This is a genomic window from Pilosibacter fragilis, from assembly GCF_032490495.1.
GTDB classification, from domain to species: Bacteria; Bacillota; Clostridia; order Lachnospirales; family Lachnospiraceae; genus Pilosibacter; species Pilosibacter fragilis.
Map to the genome: position 1 here is coordinate 39,080 of NZ_JAVYJB010000003.1, position 19,109 is coordinate 58,188.

Consider the following 19,109-nt stretch of genomic DNA (forward strand, 5'->3'; position numbering starts at 1 on the left):
GCCTCCTTTCATCCCATCTGCATGACCGGCTGTTGTTCCTCTGCCGGCTCCGGCGGAGGCTTGCTCAATGCCTGCAGATCTTCATTCCAGTCTTTCAAATTTGAAAAGAGCGAGAATACATTTTGGTATCCTCGCTCTGTAAGATGTTTTTGTATGCGCTCCCGTGCCTGTACGCCCGCTTTATCGTTATCCAGACACAAGGCAATTTTATTCACATGCGGTGCGTCTGTCAGCAACCGCATCAATGCATGCTCTGCTACACCGCAAAGTGCCACATAGCTGTGCTGTTTCCAGTTCTGCCGGTAGAGGGAAAGAAACGAAAGCATATCAATCGGCGCTTCAAATACATACACCGTATCGCTTTGCCCGATCCAATGAAAACTGTACCGCGGATCACAGCTGTCCACATTTCCTTTGAACGCATCACCGTTGGTATACGTTCCGCGCTTATGCGCATGACGGGGGATTCCTTCTGCATCATATCCCACAAATACCGCATTGTGATATTTGGCATCCTCATAGAGCATCTTCGCCTTTGCAAATTCTGCCACGACTCCGCGATCCAGACACCGTGTCTTAATCAGGTAAGCAAACACCCGGTGCATATCGGTATGTGCTTCCGGCAACACAAACGGCTTTGCCGGCTCCTGCTCCTGTGGTTTGCTCTCCCGATAGACCTGTCCCTGCTCTCCGCCAAGCAGCATCGTGACCGCCTCCGGAAAACTCTGATTATAATACGTCCGGACAAAATCAATTGCAAAACCTCCTTTTTCTGTTGCATGGTCATACCATCGATTTCCGCGTATGGTGATACTGTGATCACCGGCAAGCCGCTTTTCTCTGCCGGAACGAAGCAGCTTTTCTCCCTGCCGGACAAGGAAGTCCTCCAGATCCACGGCATTGGCCCGCTGTTTTTGTTCTTCTGTAAAATAAACATATCCCGGCATTTACACACCTCCTGTCAATAAATCTGCCGAATGGGTTCATAGTCATCCCGTTTATGTCCCTGTGCCTGTTTTTTCTCAGCCAGCTTGCGTCTGCGCTTGCGGTCAATCAAGTAAGAAGTGCCGCCGGTTGTTTTGCGATAATCCTCACGGAACAGACTTTCAAGACGATGCAGTAAACGGGTAGCCGCAAGAAACGTAGACGGATCTCGAAAAGAGTCCAAATGTTCCAGCAGAAACTTGGCATACAGATTTCCCTGTGCGGCGGATGCTTCCAGATAACGCACCGCTTTTTCTTTGTCACGGGGAACGTCCTTTCCCTGCAGGTACAGCTTCCCCAGTGCATATTGGGCAAACTGATTTCCGTTTCCTGCGGATGTTTCCAGATAGCGTACCGCAGTTTCCACATCTTTTGGAACCACTTCTCCGGTAAGATACAATTTTCCAAGCTGATAGGACGCATACTCGTTCTTCTGCTCCGCGGACGCTTTCAAGTAATCCAGTGCTTTTTCAATATCCCGCGGCACATCTTCCCCGCAGAGATAAAGTTTTCCTAACGTATATTGGGCATAGGCATTTCTCTGTTCTGCAGCACACTTCAACCACTTTACCGCCTGCTCTGCATCTTTTGGAATTCCTTCTCCGGCAAGATACAACTTGCCAAGCTGGTATGCTGCATACGCATTGTTTTGTTCTGCAGATAATAAAAACAGATGTACTGCCTGCTCTATACTTTTGTCTACATGAATCCCGTCCCGATAACATTTTCCCAATGTGTATTGGGCCTGCGCATGACCGCCATCCGCCGCTTTTGTTAACCATTGCAGTGCTTTGGATACATCTCCGTTGTTTGTTTCCAGCCACAGCTTTGCCAAAGCATACTGAGCATGGACATTTCCGAGCTTTGCGGCCTTTTCCCAATACTCTGCCGCAGCTTTCTCATCTTTTTCCGTTCCGGTTCCCGTATGCAGCATTTGTCCCAAACGGTACTGCAGTTTATCGTCATGACTTTGCTTTTCCAAAGCGGTAAAACCACGAAAAGCGGATTGGAAAGACTGTTCCGCCTGTTTCGGCTGTACCGTTGTTCCGATCCCGTCCCGATACATTTTTGCTGTTTCATAATCTGCGTAAGGATTCCCTTGTTCCGCAGAGCGGCAGTACAAGTGAAACGCCTGTTCATAGCTTTGCTCCACACCTTGTCCGCGGTAATACAAACCGGCAAGAGAATACTGGGCATACTTATGGTCGGCTGCAACCGCCTGCGAGAACCATTCGGCTGCGGTTTCATAATTTTGTTCCGTACCAAGCCCCGCTGCATACATTTTCCCGATGCGATACCAAAGATAGGGGCGCTGCTTTGGCTGAACGCTCTGTTCCGCTGCATGGAATGCAGACAATGCTTTTGCATACCACTCCTGTGACAACTCCGGATTGATTTCACATCCTAACCCGTCAGCGCACATCCGTCCCAGATCATGCATCGCAAATCCGTTGCCTTTTTCCGCTTCCTGCCGGAACATATGAAACGCCTTTACAAAATCCTGTGGGGTGGAATCATCGCCATATAAATATTTCCGTGCCTGTTTATACTCTTTGCTCCACCATCCGGCGTCACGATTTTTGTGATTTCCTTGCTCCGGATACGGTTCATACTGTTCCGGAACAGCATCCATGCTTGGCATTGCTTCTTGCAGTATCATTTCCGGTTCTCCGGTGGATTCCGTCATCGCTTCATCTTCAAATATAAAGTTCTGACCTGCAAGCTGCATTGCTTCTGCAATAACCATGTTCTTAATACTTTTAAACACTTTCTGCTGAGACAGGGGAGGCAGGGAAGACCCCTGCGTTTGGTAAGTCAGCAGGATTTCGTTCTGCCATTTTCCCCATGCCTGATAGAGCGCATCCACACGGCTGTCCTTTACAAGCTCATCCACAATCTCATCGATCAGGCTTTTTACATCCCGTTTGAGATAGCCATATACTTTTTTCCCAGTGGTATTTTGCAAGCGCTTGGACAACTGAACTATCTTTTTTTCTATGACAGGATTTACGGTTGTTCCGGCACGCAGAGCGTCTGTCATCTGCCGCATGACTTCTTCTGCTTGGGATTTCAAATCTGCGCGCGCCTGATTTTGTTCCTCATAAATATGAGCAAAGTCCTGACGGAAAATATCATGTGCCAATTCTGACCGCATTGCTTCGATGGATTGTTTGGTAAGATACCCGTCATTGTCTTTTGCAGAGTAAACCATCAGATGCACGTGTGGGTGGTGACTCTCATTGTGAAAAGCTGCATACCATCTCAGATTGGTGCTGTCGATCTTCATATGCCTGCACAGCATAGCCCGTTTGGAACGCAGCAATGCCATCCACTGTTCTGCACTGTCATATCCGAGCCGTGCCGCATCCTCCCGCCGCAGAGAGACCACATGTGTCCAGACCGGACCTTTATGCCGCATCACTTCTTCCTGTACCTGCCGCAGCACCACCGCTTTTCCTGCGTCTGTAAACAGACCGTGTTCTCCGATGCGCTCCACACGGGGCCGATTGGAAATATAATCCACATAGTTTTCCCGCTTTGCAACCAGATCCAGATGTTGTTCCAATGCGCAGGAGATCAGTTCCGATGCATTCCCGATGGTTGGACGCAATAAAAAATCCGCATACTCCAGCATTTCTTTTGCCTGCGGAATATCACGGATTAATTGTCTGATAAACTCTTTCTGATGAATGGTCGCAGGCAGATGCCTCTTGCTTTCATCCATTTTTTCCACACCCTCACGGGTTCCGATGTATCGAACATAGTTTTCTAATTGCTCCGGAGGTGCGTCACGCAGATAGCGGGAAGTAAAAATAATTTTGGGCATAGCACCATCCCTCTACAAACAAAAAAGATCTGCCGCAGCAGACCTTCCTTTGCAATCCGTTACAGCACACCGAGTTTCTTTAATAACTCTACGCAGTCCTTTGCACCCTGCACATAGAGGTACTCACACTCATGCTGTGCGATTAAATTGATTGTGACAATATAATCTTCCACCGCCTGACGTTCCTCCGGTGTGAGTTTTAGAAGCACTTCCTGTTTCTGCTTGGAGAGGGCGGATGCTTTTTTGTAGAGCTGCTGTTCCGCTTCTTCGCATGTCTCCCTCCGTATCGCCAATGCGCGTTCTGTCATCTCACAGATGACGGTTTCCAAAATGTCTTTTTGATCCATACTGTGTATCAACTCCTTTTTACAAACCATATCCGAATCACCAGAAACAATCCATATCCAAAACCAACAAAGATTTTTCACTCTTTAGGTTTTGCGCTTCTGGTATTTATATGCACTTTCAAAATCAATGGCACCATTGATGCGTCGGACTTCCTCCAGGCATTTCAGATGCAAACGTTTCAATGCATCCTCATCAATGTCATGAGAATACGCAATCACCTGCGACAGCTTGGACAACTCCACCGCAATTTTAAAATCCATTCGAGCCAGTCTGTTTTCACTGTCCTGCACAGTTCCCGTCATCACAGATGACAACGACTGCAGCAAATAATCTTCTGCCTTTTGAGCTGTGAGAAAACCAAGATAAAACCGCAGAGCATCCTCAATCAGTTCTGTACGGTTTTTTACCGTGGAACTCCGGATATAGGTATCTGCCAATTCCACCAGGTCTGTGTCTACCCGAATGGAGAACTTGGTCTTTTCTGCATTTCCTCCCATAAAGTCCTCCTTTCCTGCTGTTTTTACGGGATGCCACCTGTAAAACCTCCTGTTTTCCTGTTACTCGGTAAAAGATGCCACCCGAATTTTAGAAACAGAATTTTCTGGGTGGCAGAAGAAATCCCCGCACGGCTTTGCCGGGCGGTGTAAATCGGGCGAGGGGGCTTTTCAAAGCCACCCGCCCTTTAACCTGCACACGTTTCGACCTTGCAATCTTCCCGCCGCAATCGGCTCTTATCCACAACTTTCCTGTATTTTCCGGACTTCGCTCACATTCGCCCGACAGTCCTCAAAGCACCTGCAAGGGTATACAAATGCCACCCCCTCCCACAAAAGCCCACACAAGGGCACACAGGGGGCAACACGGGGCGAGTGCATGGCAGCTTCTTTTGTCCGGTGATAAATGCCGCCTCATTCTTTGAACTGTACGGTATCCTATGATTCCTCCTGATGGATGGAACCTTCGGAAGAAGCTGCGGCACGGGTCGGACGCCGCGGCCGCTCCCGTACCTTTGGCTCACGGGATATTTTATCATCCAGATATTCACGGGTTGCCTGCGGCACATATTTTTCATAAAGTTTCTGGACCGTATCATTGAGTTCTTCCTGCAGATCTGTATCCTTTCTGCTCATATGAAACTCCAGGGCATCCAGTTTTTCTGCATTGAATGTGACAGTCAAAGTTGCATTCTTCATGAACGATTCCTCCTTTTAGAATTGTAATTTAGTGTTGGACACGGCCTGCGCTTCTGAACCACACAGATAGAAATCCGGATTGTATACCACCTCCAGGGCATCGTCTCCCAAGCACAATTCCGATACTGCCCCGCTGTCACACAACAGCATATCCCGCAGCATTTCTCCCCAAAAGGGCTGTTCCTTTAAGCACAGTCCGGTCTGCTTTTCCAGTTCTTCATAGGTCAATCTCCATTTACTGCTTTCACTCCGGTTGATGCCGGCTTCCACAATCAGGTCTGCGGCGGACATCAATTTTCGATTCCATGCGGCCAAGGAAGGGTAACCCAATGCAGAAATTTCCGGTATATAGGATGCGTATCGGGCATAGCCGTATCCCTCACTTTCCACCAGTATCCCATCCGTCCGATTCTCTCCGGTCACCAGAATGCAATGGAACACGTCATCGTCATCCTGATACATCAAATCAATATTTTCCGCAATGAATGGCCGCCCGTCCATCGGGCGGCGCAGCATTCTTTCAAAACTTTCATCAGAAATCCGGACTGTTTTTTCAATCACAAATTCAGATAATCTCAATTCTGGCTTGTGTTCAAAAGCACTTTTCATGTACATCCTCCTAACCGGGCAGTCTGCCCATCGCATAAAAATGACTTGACCAATAGGCCGAATCAATGTTTGCATAACCGATCGGATCTCCGCAATGCAACATCTGATTTTCCCCTACATAAATCCCAATATGGCTGACAGGGCTTCCGGAAGCATAGGTTCCTGTGAAAAATATCAAGTCACCGGGCTTGGCTTCCTCACGGGAAACAACAGAACACTGATCAAAGATTCCCTGAGCTGTCGTGCGGGGGAGGTTATAAACACCGGACTGAGTATATACCCAACACACATAGCCGCTGCAGTCAAAGCTGGTACTTGGGGAACTGCCGCCCCACACATACGGCCATCCGATATACTTTGTGGCTTCCTCCATAAGTGCTTTAAAGCTGCCGTCTCCCATTGCAATTCCGGGCGGCAGACCGTTTCCGCCTTCACCGCCTCCCGCAGAGCCGTACTTTGCCTGTGTATAAATCCGCTGTGCGTTGCTCTTATCTTCCGGTGTAATTACCCGATTTAACACAGACTCCAAGTTGCTGTATATGGTTTCTAAATTTGTAATCGGTACTGCCACGGTATACGTGTTTCCGTCCTCATCCTGCCGTTCCTCATAGGTTACAAAGCAGTCTGCGAAAGTTCTGTAATCCTCATCGTTCATTCCGGGCTGATCCGCGCCGAAGAACAGAGCATAAAAAATGGCCTTTACCCGGTAATCATCTACCGTCCCATCCTCACACATGCCATTGATCTCGGTCAGCACCTCGTCCAAGTCGGCAAAGCTTTCCCGCATTTTTTCAATATACATCCGGTACTCTGCAGGCATCTCGGAAGATAAATAGCCGCCGTGGAATGTCAGATCCACAGCGGCATTGTTGTGGTTTGCGGTACCCGACAAGGTACACAGCAGAACCACGATAATCAAAATAAAGGGAGTCAGCACAGCCGCCACCACGGAAAGGACAGCGGTTCTGGCTCTCTGATCGGTTGTTGCGACAAGTGCCGCTTTTACTGCAAGCACAGCCGCCGGTGCTGCCATAGGCGATTCCTCCTTTCGGGACATCACAAACAAAGCCCCGAAAAAAGGAGCCTTATTCGTTTGCCTTATTTGTTTGTTTTTCTCTGGTGATTTCCAATGTGTCCGGTCGAATTATGGTAATTATTTTTCCCATCTTCTGTGCATAGCGGACGGTCTGACCGCTTCCGCTGCGAAAGGAACCGTCCCACACGGCCAGAACATGATTGCTGTGATCCACCATATATCGGTTTCGTTTCTGCATACAGTCTTTCGTGTATCTGGTCTGCAGCATGGTTTCCTCATCGCATTTTTCAAGAATACCAAAGTAGCGTTCCCTTTGTTCCACTGACCACTGAATGGCCTGCCCTTCATATGGAATGGCGCATTCCAGCATAATCTGTGGATACTCCTTTTTCAAATCCAACACGATTTCCGCACAAATTTGGTCAATCCCAAGTGCCATTCCGGTAATAAACCGGCACACACGATGCTCTGTAATCAACCGTTCTATCTCTGCCCGCAGAATGCTTTTCAGCTGATTACATTTCGGATGTGACTCATCCAGCCCGAACGGGAGCTTCATCGGGCGATGGCCGGTAAAACAGCAGACCCCATTTTCTTTCATCTTTCTCATTCCTCCATCCTGTATTGCTGATACTTATTATACTCTTTTGAGGTGTTTTACTCAACTCTATTGATGATGTTTATATGCTATTGAGTAGGATAAACTATTGTTATTGAGGATGAAGGCGGTGAAACCATGAGGAAAAACTATGACAGCAGTATTGGAAAGCGTATCCGTGAAAAGCGTGAAATGTTAGGCTACAGCAGGGAGTACGTTGCGGAACAGGCGGAAATGTCACCATCCTTTTTATCGGATGTAGAGCTTGGAATAAAGGGTTTCTCAGCTTCCACATTGATGAAGCTTTGCAAGGTTCTCGGTCTTTCTGCCGACTATATCCTGTTTGGCACTGCTGACACATTTGACTATATGAGGGTAGCGGAACTTCTTTCAGGGCTTGATCCCAAATATCTTCCTCATGTGGAGGAACTGCTGGCAGCCTATGTGAAGTCCATACGTCTCTCTGAGAATTAAGCCGTATCCGTCCGGGTACGGCTGTTTTATTTGATTCCGCCCATTCCAAACAAGGATGTCTGTTCCGTCGCTTCCTGTTGTTCCTGATACCTTGTCAGTTCAATCGCTTTTTCTACGGCATCCTCTAAAATCTGCGTATCAAATCCGGCAGACTCGTATCCCTGCCAAATGGTATCCACATAATAGTCAGAGGGGATTCCGAATTCATGCCCCGGAGTCATGATATACACCATCGCAGACACAGGTTTTCCATCCAGTTCCACATCCATCATCTGCTTATCATAGAGACGGGGATAGCCTTCATAACGGTCGAGAAAGGCTTCATCTCTCTCTTGAATTTTCCAAAGAAGCACAGGCACCGTACTGCCTTCTTTCGGTTCCACCGTAGCCACGGCACTTCGGCGGCTGCCGCGAAACAGGAGTTCATAATCTTTTAACTGACTTGCCCCCACCACTTCCGCAGTCGGACATCGATTCGCCATCTGCGGCAGATTCAGGTTACTGCCATAGGCAATATACAAAGTTGATTTTCTGTTCATCCGGTTTCCTCCTTTACATATGCATACAAAAAGCCGGGGATATTTCTTCCTCGACTGTCTCATGTTCCTGCTCACGGGCAGGCGGTTCCGACAATTGTTCGGCTTGCTGCCGTTCTTTTTCTTTTTTCTGCCGCATCCGTTCTTTTTGTGCTTCTGCCTGCGCCGGATCTCGCCATGCAATGCAACCGTCCAGATTTGCAAGCAGATGCTGTCTGGCGGTTGCGAACTCATCGCCATTCAGTCCAAGCCTGAGCAGCCAGGTGCGAAACGTGTATTTTTCATTGGTGGTCTGTGTTTTCTGACGGCTGGCACAGTTTTGGTTGAGTGCCTGAGCACCAATCGCCAGACAAAACTGGATGTACGCTTTGATCTTTCCTGCATGGAGCGTCCCGTTAAACAGGCGAAACTCCACCGTTCCTTTCTGAAAAACAGAATGAAGATTCAGACAGTGATACCGGCTGTCATCATAATGCTCGTAGCTGCGGCTTGGTCCGTCATACCAGATCCGTTCCACGTCCTGCATGGAAGCCGGACGCCGACGATTGAGTTCTTCCAAAAATCTCTGATCCACCGGCCTGCACCAGCGGTGTTGGCGATCTACAGATACATTCAGTGCTTTATAGATTAGATCCTCTTTGGCAGCCATGATGTTGGTAATATTCCGCAGCTTTTTTGCATCAAAGGGAGAGGCGTCGATATGCACATGGATACCGCAGCTTTTATTTGTGATAGCTCCGTATTCTTTCAACTTCCGAATGATTTCCTGTATCGGTACGATATCCTCATAGGTACAGATTGGACTGACCATTTCTGTACGATATTCATTTCCCGCATTCACTCTCCGTCCATCTACTTTCCGCTGTGCTGTGATACTGGCATCACTCATAAACTTCCACTGCCGTCCCTGATTGTCGATGGCCGCATAGGTGTCATAGTAGGTTCCGACATAATGCGTCCGTGTTCCGAAATATTCTGCTGTTACCTCTGCCGCTTTTTCTCTTGTAATGCCGGTCATTTCAATTTCAATCCCAAACCGCTGCTCCCTGAGATCCATAGGCCGTCACCTCCATCAACGGCCACCGGCCTTTCCGAACAGTCTGGCCTTATGCTCCGGAGCAGTCACCATCAGGTTGTATCGTTCATTTCCGCATTTATACAGGCACACTCCACGCTGCGGATAGCGGATCAGATTATATTCACTTTCCTCCAACTGCAGGGTATCCGTATAAAATCTGGCATCAATACTTCCCGCATTGAACAGGAACTGGTGGGTGGGGATAGAGAACAGCGGCTTGGTATACTCTTTGACACCGTCCAGATTAAAGTCCTCCAGGTTCTGGCTGGCGATAATGACGGCAGAGTCTTTCTTCCGAACACGTTTCATAAAGTTGCGGACGTATTCCACTGCGGTCAGGTTGGTAAGGAACAAATAAAACTCATCCAAACTTGCTGCGGTGTTTCCCTCTGTCAGAAGTTCATTGCTCATAAAAGACAGCACATTGAAGAGCAGCGCATTTTTCAAACTCCTGCTGGCCTGCAACAGCCCCTTGACGCCAAAGGTCACAAAGCTGGAATCGGTAATGTTGGTATGTCCGTTGAAGAATTTGCTCTCCGCACCCACACACATGGAATTGAGTCCCAGCAAAATACTCTGCAGCATTTCTGCGGTATAAAGCTGCCGTTTGCTCTCGTCAAACTCTTTATATTCCGCTTCCATGAACGCATACAGGTCAGACAGGATCGGGTAATCGTTGGAAGTCAATCTTCCGAAGTCCGTCTGATCTGTGATGTTCCATTTGGTATACAGCTTCTGGAGCATGATCTCGATCACATCAATCTCCCGGTCTGTAAAATCTTTATAGGTCCGGAAGAAATCTTTGAGAAAACTGATATGCTGCGATAAACGGGAACGGATGCGGAATGTCTGCGGTGCATCCAAGTCCTCCGGGCTGCCGTTTTCATCCCAAGTTTTTGGCTCCAATGGGTTGATGATAAACTCGCCGCTCATCAGGTCAATGAAACAGCCGCCAAGATTGTTGGTGAGATCCTCATATTCCATTTCAGGATCGAGGGCACACACATGCATACCGGCTTCCCGCAGATTGGTCAGCAGGAGCTTCAGGAGATAGCTTTTTCCCTGACCGCTGTTGCCGAGAATCAGGATATTTGCATTCGTCTTGTCATCGGCACGGCGGTTAAAATCCACCAGCACATTGCTGCCGAACTTGTCGCGCCCGATATAGAATCCCTGTGGATCGGTTTTGCCGGAATAATTGAACGGATACAGATTTGCCACGCTACTGGCGGGAAGCACCCGTTCAAACTGATCGCGGAACAGGTTCCATCCGGTGGGCATGACGCACTGAAACCCCTGCTGCTGGCGAAGCATCAGCCGGTCGACATTCAGCTTGGAACGGATAAGCTCAGTCAACACCTCTGTCTGGAGCAGTTTTAACTGATCAAAGTCATGGGCGCACAGTTCCAGATACACAGCCGTGTGCAGGAGCGGTTCCCGGTTGCGGTGCATCTGCGCTACGATCGTGGTCACGTCCTGCAGGTTGCTTTCCGCAAGCACCGTCTGCTGCAGATCGTTGGTGTTGCTCCGATCCATGCGGTTTTTATTGGCGGCATTGCTGATGATCTTCTTTTCTTCCACCGGGGTGACATGGCGGGTATAGATCCGCAAGGTAACGCCATCCTTCTCTCCGAGATGCGACAGGATAGCCTGTTCATCCGTTGCGGTTGGATACTCTCTGAGCGCCCACACACAGCGGTATGTGTTGCCGCAGATGAAATGGTCCGTTTCAAACTTAATCACAGAAGGGGCGATCATGTCCAGAAATTCCTGAATCCGAACATCACCTTTCACTTCTGTGGCTGCAGTTTTTGCTTTCTTCAAAGGGACACCTCCTGTTCCTGCCTGTTTTCAGGCATAAAAAATACGCCGGATACCGTAATATCCGACGCACTTACTCATTCTTCTGTTTCATATGCTCTGCATGAGAACCTCTGCGGATTTTGTCTGTTATATCTCGCTTTGTTCTTCACAAAATATAGATACGTTCTCAAACAGAATCTCCAGCCGGTCAATCTTCTTCTCTGTGTGATAATGCCCACAATACCACTTTTCATATTTTAATCTGTCCTCAATCCTGTCCAACCATTCTTCCGTAGATTTATCTACCTTACTCTGGTCAATCCCCGCCAGAAACACCTCTATTGGTTCATATTTTAATGGTGTAGTATGGCTTAGAACCACACCCACTTTCCAATTCAGCCTATCTAACTGACTCTCCACATACTGCTTGATTTCTTCAGAAGGCTGTTCATCCGGCCACCAGCCATACCCATATATGAGCCTTACCATCTTATCAATGCTGTATGCCCCGCCTATGACGATAGCCTTCTTTCCATCTAAGTCAAATATTTCCCCGTCTTTTGCAAATAACAGACTCGGATATTCCTTCTCATAATACACCACACCGCCATGCCAACGCTTTTCTTGATAACTGTCTATAGTCCATGGTCTGCGCTCATGATTCCCGTGGATTGCAAAAATCGTTACCGGCAGGGACTCTAAATACTCTTTCTTTATCTGGTCGCGGAGACCGCCGCTGAAATTGATTCCGGCATCTCCAAGGATAATCATCACGTCATCTTTGCCGGTTCCATACCGGCGGCAAAAATTTTCTATTCTCTCAAACTGCCCATGCGTATCCCCCGTTATATAAATCATGCAATCTTCCTTTCTGTATCCGCTATTTTTCAGACATTCTCATTATACCATGATGTAGCAGAGAAGGGTAGAAAAACAGGCGTTCCCCAGCTTTAATCTTCCGGTATGATCCAGCGTTCTCCGTCAAAATCTTCAAACTTTTCTGTGGTCACATTCTGCTCATAATACACAGCCAGCAAACGTTTGATATCTTCCTTATCTGCCCGTTTGACAGAGAATCCCTGTTCTTTCAGGGACTTTTCAATACGGGACAGGTAGGGGAACACCTCCGATTCTTTTTCATCTTTTAAGCGGATCAGGATCAGGAATTCACGGGCTGTTGCCATCTGTACCTGTATCCGATCCAGATGGTTCTGATCTTTTTCCAGCAATTTTCGGATCACCGGATTATCTTCCTGCTCCATGCGCATTTTCAGGAACTGCTTATTGTTTTCAAAGCTCTCCCTGCTGTTTAAACACAGCATCTCGATCTCCGCCACGCCTTTCAATACAGTCATCAGCGCATAGATCCTTGCGCCGATACTCGCTTCGGAAAGCACAGAGATGTTGGATGGCTTCACAATGAAATAAACCAGTTCCCCCTGCCCATAGGTGACCAAACTGTAGTCGGTAACCGCTTTTGCCCCGATCAGCTGGCGGGTGGAAGCACGCTGCTTTGCTTCCTTTTTTTCTGATATTTTCTTTTTCTTCATTCGGTATACCTCCATTCATAGAGCTGCTGGCGGGTAAAAAAGAACGCACACGCATAGCAGATAAAATCCAGAATACTGGTGTCCTCAAAGCGGATTGTCAGAAACGCATAGACTGCCGTCAGCACAATGGGAGGGAAAAAGCCTGCCTGTGTTAAAAATAAAATGGAGACCACTGCGCAGGCTCCGATGATTCCGATATCCTTCAGCTGCCAAAGCCACAGAGTCGCTTTGGACTTCAGATTGTCAGGGTAAATGTACAAAGGCTCACCTCCAAATAAAAATACCGCCGGTTTTTCAGCTGTCCGGCGGCTTTAGAATCCGTTATTCTGTTTTTTCTTCTGATTATTCCGGTGCTTCTTCCTCATTTTTTTCTGCATCCTGCAGTGCCTGCTCGATTAAGGTGATCACAAAATCTTTCTGGCTCTGTCCGGTCTTTTTCAGGTGTTCCTTAATCCGTGTGAACAGTTCCTCCGATACCTGAAATGCCAGTGTCCTTGTCCCGTTTGCCATTGCTTTTCCTCCTTCGAAATGTTCTTTCAGTATCCTCTCGACATATTGGCTGAGTGTCAGTTCCAGCTGTTCTTTTTCAGAACATACCTGCGTGTATAATGTTTCCGGTATCATTGCACACAGGTTTTTTCGTTTTTCCATACGGTAAACTCCTTTCTCTTTTCATTCTGTGTAAGCCAAGTATATCGGGAATGTTATGGAATAGCTATGACCATATCTGACAAGGATTAAGCGAAAAGTAAAGCAGAAGCACCAATGTTACATAGTCATTCCTCCTGATTCCGGCACAAAAAATAAGCGATGCCACGCAGAACAAAGTCCACACATGGAATCGCCACACTGTTTCCAAGAGCCTTATATCTGGCGCTGTCTGAAGCCCCCGGCATATCGGTCCATCCATCCGGAAATCCCTGCAGACGTTCGCATTCAAGGGGTGTCAGCCTGCGGATCAACCGACGCTCTGCTGGATTTTCTCCTGACATTGCCACCAGATTTTCACTGCCCCCGCCATGATCTCCGCCGCTGGCACGGAGTGTTGTGCATCCTTCCGCATAGGCTCCGTACTGGGATTGTCCGAAAATATCCGGCTGACACACAAGATCAGTGGCGTCTTTATGCTGTCGGGCGCTTTGAGTGGATACCACCTCATTTTCAACCAGTTCATCGCTTCGCTGCCGGCTGAACACAGCATGCCGGTCCATACCGGTCAATGTATAACTGATGTCCGGCTGGCACCCCAGACCGTTCCCGCCGTTTTGTACTTCTCTGTCGATAATATTTCCGGCAATGCAATAGCTTTGCGGATCGTCTGAAATCAAAGGCACGTTATTGCCGCCCGTTCCATACCGTGCGGACATCGTAGGCGCTACTGCATGAGGACCGGTATAGCGGGAATCAATGCCGTGATTTTCAAACAGTATCGGCTGGTTATTTCCGCTGGTTCCGGCTGCTTCGGTAATTGTAGGACAGATTCCGGTTCCGATTTCCGCACCGCCTTGCCCACTTGCAAGTACAAGCGGTTGGTATCCATGTTCCTGTTCCTGAAGCGTTCCCGTAACTGCTTCTGATAGATGCATTTCACTTTCTCCCTGATCATTCAAGCACAGAATTGATGGCGCTGTACCGGTTTTCAGGGTAGGGGAACGCTCGGATTGATAGCCGATCCCTCCGGCTTCCGCGCTTGCATTACCACAAAATCCCGCTGTTAAAACACAGGGGTATCCCTGACCGGCCTGTCCTCCGCCGCCTGTCAGGGAAGTATGAACATCCGGTGTCAGGAAACAATCCCCGTTTCCTTTTGTCACAACTCCGGAAACTGCTGTCTGTTCGGCAACCAATGGGGGATGACCACTCATTCCTGCTCGGAGTGTAGCGGTAAAGCCTTCGGTTATGTCCATCCGCTCACCGCCTTGATCGTTCAGGCATAAAACTTGCTCTGCATTTTCCTGTTCTTTTTTCTGAATATATCCATGTCCGCCTCCTTCGCCTCCATACAATGCCGGCCAAACAGTATCTTCTGAAAAAATGCGGCGGCTCTGTACATCCCAGGGAGTCAGGCAAGTTCCGCCTGTATGATCAGTGCCTTGCGAAGCTGTTCCGGCAGTTCCTTGCCCCGCGCTTTGGCTCTCCGAAGAATCCCCAAACAGGCGGTCTTGCTCAAATAATATTTGGGGTGCGGTGTGTCCTCCAAAATCTGCGACAAGGAAGATACGACGGCGACGCTGGGCGACTCCCCAGTATTGAGCGTCCAGGACTCGCCAAGCCAGACTGAACCGATCTCCCAGTATGGTAGCCCCAGCAGGTTCCCAGCGCCCGGTGTCAGGTCGAGGCACATGACAGGCACTGTCCTTAATGCGGACAATTTCCTCGATGACCGCACGGAAGTCCTCACCCTGTGCGGAACTGAAGGCTCCCGGCACATTTTCCCAAACGAGGTATCGAGGTCGAACAAGGTGATCTGGTAATCCTCGGTTTTCATCTGCATTCCTCATCTCCTTTACAATCCGAACCTGTTCCATAAATAAGCCGGAGCGTTCTCCGGCAAGCCCGCGCCGCTGTCCGGCAACCGACAGATCCTGACATGGACTGCCCCCGCAGATAACATCCACAAGGGGAAGCGTCTTGCCGTTCAGCTTTGTAATATCGCCTGTATGCTGCATCTGTGGAAAACGGAGTTTTGTTACCTGAATGGGAAAGGCTTCAATCTCGCTTGCCCAAACGGGTATGATTCCATTATGGATTGCGGCAAGCGGGAAGCCGCCGATTCCATCAAACAGGCTTCCCATTGTCATCATCAGACCATCTCCATAGAACGATCCGGTACTTCTTGAGCAAGCAGTTCTTCCGCTCGGATCTGTTTGACCGGGATGCCCCATTCTTTTGCAGCATCCAATTCCGCCTGCATCCCATGTGAAATGAAATCCCCGCATACCCACAGTTCATCACATGCTCTCAAAACACGAAGTCCCATTTGAATTCCGGCAGTTCGTTCATCCGGAATCCTGTCATCCAAAATCTGCGGATATAACAGATGTACCGCAAGCGGTGTGGCGCCTTGCGATACCGCAAAGCGACAGGCGGCTTTCGCAAATTCCACATTGGATTGAATATCTCCCGCGTAAGGGGAAGCGATATATACCAATCTGCTTTCTTTCACCGAGAATCCCCCTTTCTATTTTGCTACTGTCTGTACAATGGTTCTGGTCAGGTTCACGGCTCCCTGTGCCGCATAGACCGCACCCATGATATTTGCTCTGGTTCCTGTATCCAATCCGAACTGACCTGCAATGCGGGGGATTTCTCCGGCCGACAGCATCAGCCCAAGACCTAACAGGGCATGGTCCTTGACCACCATCAGCCCTGCGATCAATACCGTGGCCTGCAGGAATGTGGTCAGGCACAACCCGATCACCTGTTTGCACCATCCGGTAAACCCGTCAATGTATCCTCTTGGCACACTGAACATATAAAGGCTTCCTACCGCAATCTGGATGAGTAAGATACCGCCTCTCTTTAGATTGGCAAAAAAGACCTTGATTACGGCATAGCCCATCAGGATTAAAATAAAGATCATCAGGATCGGACTGGTGATACTGTTTAAGCCGCCAAACACGCCTGCGCCAATAGCATCTTCCCATGTCCCCGCATCCTGCAGGGATGCAATGATTTCAGACGCAACCGTTCCGAAATCTTTTCCCAGTCCGGTGATGCCCGCAGTGAAACTTCCCTGCAGGGACACGCAAAGCTGGTACAGCTCCACCGGCACAACCGTAAACAGGCTGACCGCCATAAATCCTTTGATTGCATTTAATGCGGTTTCCCGTATACTGCCTCGACCGTTTTGACACTCAATCCCACATTCAAACGCTGCCACCACCAGTCCGGTCACATATAGCGCCCAAGCCAGATAGGAAAAAAACAGCACTACAGACTGTACCCATGTCATTTCGAATAGATCGGCGCCCATGTTTCCCATCTGCATAAAAAAATCACCGAGAAAACCTACGATTTGCCCGTAGATCCAGTCGATGATCTGTCCTAATACCGTGTCTGCTACGAAATCCCATATAAACACTTGATAATCGCACCTCCTTTCTCAGGCAATAGTCCGGCTTTACATCACCGGACCGTTCATACCAGTTTGAGGTTTTTCACACATTTCCTGCGTTTCTTCATCTGCCATGATTCTAAAGGCATTCACACATTCTTCCGTGGAAATGTACTGTGGTTCGGATAACGCAAGAATGGTACCCGCGATTTTCTGTGTTGTGGGATTTTGATCTTCTTTCAACAGCTGTTCCAGTTCCTTCTTTGTCAGCTCCCGGTCTGTCTCTGCGTCAAACCCTGCGATTCTCACAGAGTATCCGTCCACTGATTCCGGAAAAACCACACCATCCTGTACCGGCTTCGGCTCGAACATAAGGAGCATATAAACTTCCGATCCAGGAGGATTGGAAACACCGATTCCTCCTGGTCCGGGGCCAATATTACAAAGCCCTTCGCTCTTTTCTTCGATTTGCTGTCTGAGAGACAGCATGGGATTCAACCCCGTTGTTTCTTTTCTGTCCATACTTAATTCCTCCGTTTCTTTTAGTACATACGCTGGCCCATCTGTGTTTCCTGTACCGGCTCACGGAACACATCCAGATAATTTCCGGCTGCCTCCGTCAATTTCTGATAATCTTCAGAAGTAGGGCGGTATGCATACCACTCCACTTTGCCATCGCAGTCCCACAGATACGGACACACGCCATTTCTGAAATTCGGATTGTTTGCGACCGGCTTGACTCCCCAAATATCTTTTAACCGCAGTACCAGACTGTCAATCGGCCCTTCATTCCGGTTGAGAAGCGTGATTTTCAATCGGTCATACCGATCCGCAACGATACCTGTCTGAAAGCTTACTTTTACACGGATCTGGTCGGTCAGCCTTCCATAGCAGGTATTTCCTACAAACCGGACATCCGAAAACAGCTTGTCATGATCAAATAATTTCCGCAGTTCCTGTTCAAACTTTGTCATATAGGTACTCCTTTCTACCAATGCAGCACCTGAAATTTATGGCATCTTTCACATTCCAAGTCGCTGGTTCCGCTTTCGCAGTCTGCATTGGTTTCCTTCCAAACATGCCCTTCCTGTTCACAGATGCGTTCCACTTCCTTCTGATAGTTTATTTCTCCGGACACCTGCAGTTCTGCCAGTTCTCCTTTTTCCGGATCACTTGCAAGCAGCATATCCATGCGCAAAACCAAATGTTCCATATGCTCCTGCCATCCGATCCAATCTTGTTCTTTGAACCATCCACATCTTGGGGTGCTTTCGGCTCTTTCACGGCTATATTTTAAAGTATCGCTTAAATAGTCCCGCAACCACTGTATGGTAGCTTTTTCACCCGTAAAAGAAGAAAGGCAGGAAAATCTTTTGTCTTTCTGATAGGTTTCCCCAAAGTCCAGCTCTGCAGCACATCCATCCAAAAAACGGACAATCACTTCTGCCAGCATCATGGGGCTGGTATGTGCTTCGCACCTGTGTACATCCACAGGTGCATTCCACGCATCTCTTTTCAATTCAGCAAGGATATCCTCCAGCTTCAGCGTTCCGTCTTTTTGTATTTGTGTTCGGATCGCTGCCAAAGCATCCAGACCGGCATCAGATTCAGAGGCTGTAATTCCCCAACATCCCATTTCTGTTCCTCCTTACATTCCGAGAATCTGCCATACATAAAGCGGTGCGGTCAGAGTAAACACAAGGCAGGCAAACAAAATTGCGGGTGCTGCCCATTCAAACTGCCCATGCTTACGATAATCAAAATAAGCCGTACCAAGTTTGGCAAAGAAAAAGACGGCAAGGATCAGGTCAATTGCAGGAAAAACCACGTTATTCACAACTGTTTTAATCTGTTCGGATGCTGTATCCCAGGTTCCCTCAATTGCTCCGGCCACATCTCCGCTTGCTGCATATGTCGGCACACAAAACACACAAGCGGTCAAAGCTGCTACGCAAACAAGCATCATGAGTCGTTTCATTTTCATTGTTTTAATCTCCCTTCCTTTTCGTTGTTGCA

The 19,109-nt window shown here is 48.4% G+C and carries 23 protein-coding genes; 1 reads left to right on the forward strand and 22 read right to left on the reverse strand.

Annotation, left to right across the window (positions count from 1 at the left end; all coding sequences use genetic code 11):
- Positions 1-8: 8 nt before the first annotated feature.
- The 8 genes from ABCW45_RS02725 to ABCW45_RS02760 form a co-directional block, all read right to left on the reverse strand.
- Positions 9-947: a DUF3991 and toprim domain-containing protein gene (locus ABCW45_RS02725; protein ID WP_343220203.1), complete on the reverse strand. Its 939-nt coding sequence runs from the start codon at positions 945-947 to the stop codon at positions 9-11.
- Between the two features lie 14 nt (positions 948-961).
- Positions 962-3,811 carry a MobP3 family relaxase gene (gene mobP3 / locus ABCW45_RS02730; RefSeq protein WP_343220204.1) on the reverse strand — a complete coding sequence of 950 codons (2,850 nt, stop codon included), beginning with the start codon at positions 3,809-3,811 and terminating at the stop codon, positions 962-964.
- A gap of 59 nt (positions 3,812-3,870) precedes the next feature.
- Entirely contained in the window at positions 3,871-4,158 is a 288-nt protein-coding gene (locus tag ABCW45_RS02735) for a hypothetical protein (protein ID WP_343220205.1), read from the reverse strand.
- 84 nt (positions 4,159-4,242) lie between these two features.
- On the reverse strand, positions 4,243-4,656 hold the full coding sequence (locus tag ABCW45_RS02740) for a ribbon-helix-helix domain-containing protein (RefSeq protein ID WP_343220206.1): 414 nt from the start codon (positions 4,654-4,656) through the stop codon (positions 4,243-4,245).
- 435 nt (positions 4,657-5,091) lie between these two features.
- A complete protein-coding gene (locus tag ABCW45_RS02745; RefSeq protein ID WP_343220207.1) occupies positions 5,092-5,352 on the reverse strand; it encodes a DUF6103 family protein in 261 nt (86 codons plus the stop codon).
- A 15-nt stretch (positions 5,353-5,367) separates the two neighbouring features.
- Entirely contained in the window at positions 5,368-6,036 is a 669-nt protein-coding gene (locus ABCW45_RS02750; RefSeq protein WP_343220208.1) for a DUF6329 domain-containing protein, read from the reverse strand.
- Positions 5,972-6,994, reverse strand: coding sequence for a C40 family peptidase (locus tag ABCW45_RS02755; protein ID WP_343220209.1), 1,023 nt, complete (start codon positions 6,992-6,994; stop codon positions 5,972-5,974). The genes ABCW45_RS02750 and ABCW45_RS02755 overlap by 65 nt, the downstream gene beginning before the upstream one ends.
- Positions 6,995-7,046: 52 nt before the next feature.
- Positions 7,047-7,607 carry an SLOG family protein gene (locus ABCW45_RS02760; RefSeq protein ID WP_343220210.1) on the reverse strand — a complete coding sequence of 187 codons (561 nt, stop codon included), beginning with the start codon at positions 7,605-7,607 and terminating at the stop codon, positions 7,047-7,049.
- 126 nt (positions 7,608-7,733) lie between these two features.
- Between ABCW45_RS02760 and ABCW45_RS02765 the strand changes: the two genes are divergently transcribed.
- On the forward strand, positions 7,734-8,069 hold the full coding sequence (locus tag ABCW45_RS02765) for a helix-turn-helix domain-containing protein (RefSeq protein WP_343220211.1): 336 nt from the start codon (positions 7,734-7,736) through the stop codon (positions 8,067-8,069).
- A gap of 26 nt (positions 8,070-8,095) precedes the next feature.
- On the opposite strand, the gene ABCW45_RS02770 is transcribed toward ABCW45_RS02765, so the two are convergent.
- The 14 genes from ABCW45_RS02770 to ABCW45_RS02835 all read right to left on the reverse strand — a co-directional run bounded on the left by ABCW45_RS02770 (position 8,096) and on the right by ABCW45_RS02835 (position 19,077).
- Entirely contained in the window at positions 8,096-8,608 is a 513-nt protein-coding gene (locus ABCW45_RS02770; RefSeq protein WP_343220212.1) for a gamma-glutamylcyclotransferase family protein, read from the reverse strand.
- Between the two features lie 13 nt (positions 8,609-8,621).
- Positions 8,622-9,662, reverse strand: a complete 1,041-nt coding sequence (locus ABCW45_RS02775) for an amidoligase family protein (RefSeq protein ID WP_343220213.1) — start codon at positions 9,660-9,662, stop codon at positions 8,622-8,624.
- 15 nt (positions 9,663-9,677) lie between these two features.
- Complete coding sequence (locus ABCW45_RS02780; RefSeq protein ID WP_343220362.1) at positions 9,678-11,441, reverse strand: VirB4 family type IV secretion system protein; 1,764 nt, start codon at positions 11,439-11,441, stop codon at positions 9,678-9,680.
- 192 nt (positions 11,442-11,633) lie between these two features.
- Entirely contained in the window at positions 11,634-12,344 is a 711-nt protein-coding gene (locus ABCW45_RS02785) for a metallophosphoesterase family protein (protein ID WP_343220214.1), read from the reverse strand.
- A 92-nt stretch (positions 12,345-12,436) separates the two neighbouring features.
- On the reverse strand, positions 12,437-13,036 hold the full coding sequence (locus ABCW45_RS02790; protein WP_343220215.1) for a hypothetical protein: 600 nt from the start codon (positions 13,034-13,036) through the stop codon (positions 12,437-12,439).
- Positions 13,033-13,296: a hypothetical protein gene (locus ABCW45_RS02795; RefSeq protein WP_343220216.1), complete on the reverse strand. Its 264-nt coding sequence runs from the start codon at positions 13,294-13,296 to the stop codon at positions 13,033-13,035. Before ABCW45_RS02795 ends, ABCW45_RS02790 begins: the two co-directional genes overlap by 4 nt.
- A gap of 82 nt (positions 13,297-13,378) precedes the next feature.
- The gene (locus ABCW45_RS02800) at positions 13,379-13,687 is read right to left on the reverse strand and encodes a 4-oxalocrotonate tautomerase (protein WP_238044114.1); all 309 of its coding nucleotides are present in this window, start codon (positions 13,685-13,687) and stop codon (positions 13,379-13,381) included.
- 125 nt (positions 13,688-13,812) lie between these two features.
- Positions 13,813-15,840 (reverse strand): DNA cytosine methyltransferase, encoded by a 2,028-nt coding sequence (locus ABCW45_RS02805; RefSeq protein ID WP_343220218.1) that lies wholly within the window; start codon positions 15,838-15,840, stop codon positions 13,813-13,815.
- Positions 15,840-16,202, reverse strand: a complete 363-nt coding sequence (locus tag ABCW45_RS02810; protein ID WP_343220219.1) for a DUF7768 domain-containing protein — start codon at positions 16,200-16,202, stop codon at positions 15,840-15,842. The genes ABCW45_RS02805 and ABCW45_RS02810 overlap by 1 nt, the downstream gene beginning before the upstream one ends.
- Positions 16,203-16,217: 15 nt before the next feature.
- Positions 16,218-17,120, reverse strand: a complete 903-nt coding sequence (locus ABCW45_RS02815) for a conjugal transfer protein TrbL family protein (protein ID WP_343220220.1) — start codon at positions 17,118-17,120, stop codon at positions 16,218-16,220.
- A 39-nt stretch (positions 17,121-17,159) separates the two neighbouring features.
- A complete protein-coding gene (locus tag ABCW45_RS02820; protein ID WP_343220221.1) occupies positions 17,160-17,615 on the reverse strand; it encodes a hypothetical protein in 456 nt (151 codons plus the stop codon).
- A gap of 20 nt (positions 17,616-17,635) precedes the next feature.
- Positions 17,636-18,067 (reverse strand): hypothetical protein, encoded by a 432-nt coding sequence (locus tag ABCW45_RS02825; protein WP_343220222.1) that lies wholly within the window; start codon positions 18,065-18,067, stop codon positions 17,636-17,638.
- 14 nt (positions 18,068-18,081) lie between these two features.
- On the reverse strand, positions 18,082-18,549 hold the full coding sequence (locus ABCW45_RS02830) for a hypothetical protein (RefSeq protein ID WP_425518583.1): 468 nt from the start codon (positions 18,547-18,549) through the stop codon (positions 18,082-18,084).
- 192 nt (positions 18,550-18,741) lie between these two features.
- On the reverse strand, positions 18,742-19,077 hold the full coding sequence (locus ABCW45_RS02835; RefSeq protein WP_238044126.1) for a DUF3852 domain-containing protein: 336 nt from the start codon (positions 19,075-19,077) through the stop codon (positions 18,742-18,744).
- Between the last annotated feature and the right edge of the window lie 32 nt (positions 19,078-19,109).

What these genes read in the sequence shown, in the direction of transcription:
- ABCW45_RS02750 (WP_343220208.1), bottom strand. Translation starts at nt 6,036, where the DNA reads ATGCAAACATTGATTCGGCCTATTGGTCAAGTCATTTTTATGCGATGG.
- ABCW45_RS02805 (WP_343220218.1), bottom strand. Translation starts at nt 15,840, where the DNA reads ATGATGACAATGGGAAGCCTGTTTGATGGAATCGGCGGCTTCCCGCTT.
- ABCW45_RS02790 (WP_343220215.1), bottom strand. Translation starts at nt 13,036, where the DNA reads ATGAAGAAAAAGAAAATATCAGAAAAAAAGGAAGCAAAGCAGCGTGCT.
- ABCW45_RS02800 (WP_238044114.1), bottom strand. Translation starts at nt 13,687, where the DNA reads ATGGAAAAACGAAAAAACCTGTGTGCAATGATACCGGAAACATTATAC.
- ABCW45_RS02785 (WP_343220214.1), bottom strand. Translation starts at nt 12,344, where the DNA reads ATGATTTATATAACGGGGGATACGCATGGGCAGTTTGAGAGAATAGAA.
- ABCW45_RS02825 (WP_343220222.1), bottom strand. Translation starts at nt 18,067, where the DNA reads ATGACAAAGTTTGAACAGGAACTGCGGAAATTATTTGATCATGACAAG.
- ABCW45_RS02735 (WP_343220205.1), bottom strand. Translation starts at nt 4,158, where the DNA reads ATGGATCAAAAAGACATTTTGGAAACCGTCATCTGTGAGATGACAGAA.
- ABCW45_RS02820 (WP_343220221.1), bottom strand. Translation starts at nt 17,615, where the DNA reads ATGGACAGAAAAGAAACAACGGGGTTGAATCCCATGCTGTCTCTCAGA.
- ABCW45_RS02740 (WP_343220206.1), bottom strand. Translation starts at nt 4,656, where the DNA reads ATGGGAGGAAATGCAGAAAAGACCAAGTTCTCCATTCGGGTAGACACA.
- ABCW45_RS02780 (WP_343220362.1), bottom strand. Translation starts at nt 11,441, where the DNA reads ATGATCGCCCCTTCTGTGATTAAGTTTGAAACGGACCATTTCATCTGC.
- ABCW45_RS02755 (WP_343220209.1), bottom strand. Translation starts at nt 6,994, where the DNA reads ATGGCAGCACCGGCGGCTGTGCTTGCAGTAAAAGCGGCACTTGTCGCA.
- ABCW45_RS02745 (WP_343220207.1), bottom strand. Translation starts at nt 5,352, where the DNA reads ATGAAGAATGCAACTTTGACTGTCACATTCAATGCAGAAAAACTGGAT.
- ABCW45_RS02775 (WP_343220213.1), bottom strand. Translation starts at nt 9,662, where the DNA reads ATGGATCTCAGGGAGCAGCGGTTTGGGATTGAAATTGAAATGACCGGC.
- ABCW45_RS02770 (WP_343220212.1), bottom strand. Translation starts at nt 8,608, where the DNA reads ATGAACAGAAAATCAACTTTGTATATTGCCTATGGCAGTAACCTGAAT.
- ABCW45_RS02760 (WP_343220210.1), bottom strand. Translation starts at nt 7,607, where the DNA reads ATGAGAAAGATGAAAGAAAATGGGGTCTGCTGTTTTACCGGCCATCGC.
- mobP3 (WP_343220204.1), bottom strand. Translation starts at nt 3,811, where the DNA reads ATGCCCAAAATTATTTTTACTTCCCGCTATCTGCGTGACGCACCTCCG.
- ABCW45_RS02830 (WP_425518583.1), bottom strand. Translation starts at nt 18,549, where the DNA reads ATGATGCTGGCAGAAGTGATTGTCCGTTTTTTGGATGGATGTGCTGCA.
- ABCW45_RS02765 (WP_343220211.1), top strand. Translation starts at nt 7,734, where the DNA reads ATGAGGAAAAACTATGACAGCAGTATTGGAAAGCGTATCCGTGAAAAG.
- ABCW45_RS02835 (WP_238044126.1), bottom strand. Translation starts at nt 19,077, where the DNA reads ATGAAAATGAAACGACTCATGATGCTTGTTTGCGTAGCAGCTTTGACC.
- ABCW45_RS02725 (WP_343220203.1), bottom strand. Translation starts at nt 947, where the DNA reads ATGCCGGGATATGTTTATTTTACAGAAGAACAAAAACAGCGGGCCAAT.